Here is a 3,879-nt window from a genome sequence, read left to right as displayed (position 1 = left end):
AGCAGCGCACCTGCGGGCAGGGCGGTGGTGATGGCCTTCGCGAAGGCGGCGGCCTCAGAGCTGGCGGGCATGCCGTTGAAGGCTTCGATGATACTGTCGATCGCGCCATCGGGCTCGAGGAAGAAGTCGCCTGCCAGCCGGAATGACGCGATCAGACCGTTCTCGACCTCAAGGTCGACCACGACCAGCTTGCCCCCGGGAACCTTGAACTCACCGTGCATGCCTCAAGCCTAACCGGCGGGCGGCGGGCGTTTCGCGTCCGTTGCCAAATGAAGGAGATCCCGGCGATCTGTCGTCATCCCAGCCTGAGTAGCGGCGTGGCGGCGGATATCTCCTTCAGTTGGGCGGGCGCGGGGCCGTTTGTGCAGCCGCGATGAGCGTGCGGCGGTGCTGCTCAGGCGGGCAGGCGAGCGTCCAGCCAGGCGACCAGGTCAGCGAAGACCTCTTCACGGTTGGTCTCGTTGAAGATCTCGTGACGGGCATCCGGGTACACGACGGCCATGACATCCGACAGCTTCGATCGACGGATGTAAGCATCCGCAAGCTTCTCGACACTCTTCTCTCCACCGAGCGAGTCGTCGCTTCCGATCATGATGAGCAGCGGGATGTCGCGCTCGAGGTTCTTCGCCGGGCGACCGTAGAGGCGCAGGCCGTCGGCAAGCCCGAACAACTTGAGTACCTTTGCGTCGAACGTGAGCGGGTCATCCACAAATGCCTGCAGGATCACAGGATCGCGCGACAGCCAGTCGTAGCCCGTCGGCCCGAGGTGCCGGTGCTTCGCCGCGAGGTCGCCACCGTTCATGAACTTCGGCGTGCGGTAAGCCGTGCCGGTGAGCACCACGGCGTCGTAGTCGGCCGAATGCGCATTGAGGATCTTCTGCACCATGAGCGAGCCCCAGGAATGCCCGAGCAGCACCAGGGGGATGCCCGGGTTCTCCCCGCGCGCGATGCCCGAGAGCTGGCGAACGGCCTCGACCGTCGCACGAAGACCGCCGACCCCAAGCCGGCCGAGGTGGGCCGTGTCGCCCTTGTACTGCTCCATGCCGGTGGCGCCGTGGCCACGGTGGTCGTCGGCGTACACGGTGTACCCCGCCGTCACGAGTGCCTGCGCAAGATTTTCGTAGCGCAACGCATGCTCACCGATACCGTGGGCAAGCTGGACGACTCCCCTCGGCGTGGCCGCCTTCCACACGTAATAGTGGATCGTGACGCCCCGCGCATCAACATAGGTCGCGTCGCTGCGAATGACAGTGAATTTCGGCACAGAGGCTCCTCGCTCGATTTCATCGTAGAGGTAACTCGTCATCGCGAGATTATCCTTAGCCTAACTAATTCGCTATGCTAAAGATAATGATGGAAGCACTGGATGATGAACTCCGCATTGCCCTCATGCGTCTGGTACGACGAATGCGCCTGGAGCGAGCTGGCGATGACGTCAGCGACGGCCAGCTCTCGGTGTTGTTCGTGCTGTGGAAGGAGGGTGCGCAGACCCTCGGTTCGCTAAGCGAGCACGAGCGCGTGAGCCCGCCATCCATGAATCGCACTGTCAATGCCCTCGTCGAGGCGAGCCTCGTGACCCGCAGCACCTCCCCCCATGACGCCCGCAAAGTCGTGATTGAGGCCACGGATGCCGGCCTCGAGATCGCGAGAGAAACCAGGCGCAGGCGGGCAGCCTGGTTCGCCCAGCGGCTCGACTCCCTCCCCGAAGAGCAGCAAGCCACCCTCGCCGCTGCCGCACCGATCCTGCGAGAGCTCGCCGACTCGTGAGTGCGATGTTCCGCTCGATGAAAATCTTCAACTACCGGCTGTGGTTCGCTGGCGCGCTGGTCTCGAACACCGGCGCGTGGATGCAGCGCACCGCCCAGGACTGGATCGTGCTGACCGAGCTGACCGATCGCGATGCGGTGGCTCTCGGCATCACCATGGCGCTGCAGTTCGGGCCCATCCTGCTACTCATGCCCGTCTCGGGCTTGATCGCCGACCGCTTCGACCGGCGCCGTGTGCTGATGTGGACCCAGGTGAGCCAGTGCGTGCTCGCCCTCGGCATGGGCGTGCTCGTGATCTCCGGTCAGGCGCAGCTCTGGCAGGTGTACGCCTTTGCGCTACTACTCGGCATCGCCACCGCGATCGATGCGCCGGTGCGCCAGGCCTTCGTCTCCGAGCTGGTCACCGACGCCGACCTCTCCAACGCGGTCGCGCTCAACGCCACCTCGTTCCAGAGCGCGCGTCTCATCGGCCCGGCCGTCGCCGGTGTACTGATCGCGTGGATCGGCTCGGGCCCGGTGTTCATCGTCAACGGCATCTCCTTTGCCGCCGTGCTGCTGTCGCTGGCGTTCATCCGACGCGGCCAGCTCGTCGCCGCCCCGCGACTTGCCAGGGCGAAGGGCCAGATTCGGGATGGCCTGCGCTACGTCTCCTCTCGGGGTGACATCCTCGTGGTGCTCGTCATGGTGTTCCTCGTGGGAACCTTCGGCTTCAACTTCCCCATCTTCATCTCCACGATGTCGACCGTGGAGTTTGGCCTTGGCGCCACCGAGTTCGGTTTTCTCTCGTCGATCATGGCGGTGGGTGCCATCATCGGTTCCCTGCTCGCCGCCCGCCGCGAGCGGGTCCGCCTGGGGGTCATCATCGTCGCCTCCGCAGCATTCGGCGCGATCTGTGTGCTCGCGGCGCTGGCCCCGAACTACGGGCTGTTCGCAGCGGCCCTCGTGATCGTCGGCGCGGCATCCCTCACGATGATGAACACGGCCAACGCCTACGTTCAGACCACCACAGAGCCCGCGATGCGCGGCCGCGTGATGGCGCTCTACATGGCGATCTTTGCCGGAGGAACGCCGCTCGGTGCGCCCGCAGTCGGCTGGGTCGCCAACGAGTTCGGCCCCCGCTGGTCGCTCGGAATCGGGGCCTTCTCGGGCATCCTCGCAGCAGCGATCGCAGGGGTGTGGATGCTGCGCGCGAGGCGACACCGCAACGCCGCCGCCCTCCCCGCCGCTGAGATCGCCACCACCGCTACCACCACCGAGGTCGCCCTTCTCCCTGCCGGCCCCGAGGGCACCAGCGCCGCCGCCACCACCGACCCCGAGAAGCCGCGCGACCTCGCCACCCGCGAGATCGCCATCGTCGCCGCGACCGCGGGCCGCACGAGCTGACCTCGGCGCGCCCGGGATCACCGAGAACGCCACTTCTGCTGCATTAACCGCTGATCAGGCAGCAGAAGTGGCGTTCTCGGTGCAGGGCGAGGGCGCGAGGCGGGGTGGGGGTGGAGTAGCGCTCTCGGGGCGGGCGTGGCCGAACGTGGGTCGGAGTAGGCGGGTCGGAGCAGGTTGGTCGGAGGTACGTGAGCCGGAGCAGGTTGGCCGGAGTTTGCGCGAGCGAGTGCACTCGAGAAAGCATGACCAAGCGACCGCCGAGACTGCTCAAAATGGCGCTAACGCCGTCGGGTAGCAGCAATCTGAGCGTTCTCGACGAATTCAGCATGATCGCGAGGTTGGGGAACGGCGAGGTTGAGAGTCGCCGCGGTGCCGCGGTGGCGCGAAGGAACCCGAGCCGACGAGTCGAGGCGGCAGCACGGACGGGAGCGAGCCCGCGCTGCCGCGCGGGCCAGGGTCGACGACGACAGCGCGGCTACGCCTCGCGCGTGATCTCCACCTTCACGAAGAGCGACGACCCGAACGGACCAGCGTACACGCCGCGCAGCGGGGGCACATCGTTGTAGTCGCGACCGCGGCCCACCAGCACGTGGCGGTCACCGATATCGATGAGGTTGGTCGGATCGAACCCGCGCCACTGCCCGCCGCAGAACCACTCCACCCACGCGTGCGATTCGCCGGCGATGGTCTCGCCGATCGCGGCATCCGGTTTCGGATGCAGGTAGCCGGA

4 protein-coding genes and 1 pseudogene are annotated in these 3,879 nt (G+C 66.4%); 2 read left to right on the top strand and 3 right to left on the bottom strand.

From position 1 onward, the window contains the following. The coding region (locus RMN95_RS11005) for a lipoate protein ligase C-terminal domain-containing protein (RefSeq protein WP_309616962.1) at positions 1-221 on the bottom strand (221 nt) is incomplete at its 3' end. A gap of 173 nt (positions 222-394) precedes the next feature. Continuing rightward, the gene (locus RMN95_RS11000; protein ID WP_309616961.1) at positions 395-1,306 is read right to left on the bottom strand and encodes an alpha/beta hydrolase; all 912 of its coding nucleotides are present in this window, start codon (positions 1,304-1,306) and stop codon (positions 395-397) included. A gap of 44 nt (positions 1,307-1,350) precedes the next feature. Here RMN95_RS11000 and RMN95_RS10995 point away from each other — a divergent pair, with 44 nt between their 5' ends. Together RMN95_RS10995 and RMN95_RS10990 are read left to right on the top strand one after the other, a co-directional pair. After that, complete coding sequence (locus tag RMN95_RS10995; protein ID WP_309616960.1) at positions 1,351-1,767, top strand: MarR family transcriptional regulator; 417 nt, start codon at positions 1,351-1,353, stop codon at positions 1,765-1,767. Next, entirely contained in the window at positions 1,764-3,149 is a 1,386-nt protein-coding gene (locus RMN95_RS10990) for an MFS transporter (RefSeq protein WP_397545169.1), read from the top strand. Before RMN95_RS10995 ends, RMN95_RS10990 begins: the two co-directional genes overlap by 4 nt. Before the next feature lie 475 nt (positions 3,150-3,624). Here RMN95_RS10990 and RMN95_RS10985 read toward each other — a convergent pair. Beyond that, positions 3,625-3,879: pseudogene (locus RMN95_RS10985) on the bottom strand (transglutaminase family protein); the annotation flags it as partial.

The organism is Salinibacterium sp. (genome assembly GCF_031364185.1).
In the GTDB taxonomy this organism is placed as follows: domain Bacteria; phylum Actinomycetota; class Actinomycetes; order Actinomycetales; family Microbacteriaceae; genus Rhodoglobus.
This window is presented reverse-complemented; position numbering and strand designations above follow the sequence as displayed.